Genomic DNA, 541 nt, shown 5'->3' on the forward strand with positions numbered 1-541 from the left:
GGGGTGGATGCCGGGGAGGCTGCCGGAGAGGATTGCGGGGAGGCAGACGGGGAAGGGCTGGCCTCGGGAGCGGGGCTGGCCGCCTCCCCGGCGGCCGCGGCCCGGGTCTCAGGGGTGTCGCTGTCGATGATCACCCCGGTAACAGCGTCGATGTCGTACTCGTAGTGTTCGCCGTTGGCGGTGAAATCCACCGCGTAGAAATCCATGCCGTTCTGTTTGTCCAGGCCGGTGGTGGAGAAGGTGGCCTCCCCCTCCTGGACCCCGGCGGCCTCCAGAGCCACCGCCTTGGCGGCGTCCAGGCCGATATATTGCGCCTGACCGGCGGCGCCGCTGCCGCAGGCGGTCAGGGTGAGAGCCAGCAGAGCCGTCCCCAAAATGCCGATGCGCTTTTTCATTTCGCTCAGCTCCTTTCCTTTTGTTGGTCTCAGTATAGTGAATACGCCGCCTGAAACGGTGCCTTTAGACCGCACGAATGGTGCACCCAGACCGCTGAAATGGTGCATGGTCACCGCAGCCATGGTGCATTGACAGGATGGCCACT

1 protein-coding gene is annotated in these 541 nt (G+C 64.7%); it reads right to left on the reverse strand.

Going from position 1 to position 541, the window contains the following annotated elements; genetic code table 11:
- A partial coding sequence (locus H6B51_RS17260; protein WP_204884818.1) for a PepSY domain-containing protein occupies nucleotides 1-395 on the reverse strand: 395 nt, incomplete at its 3' end.
- Nucleotides 396-541 lie beyond the last annotated feature (146 nt).

Origin of the sequence: Pseudoflavonifractor phocaeensis (assembly GCF_016901955.1) — a bacterium.
Lineage (GTDB): Bacteria > Bacillota > Clostridia > Oscillospirales > Oscillospiraceae > Flavonifractor > Flavonifractor phocaeensis_A.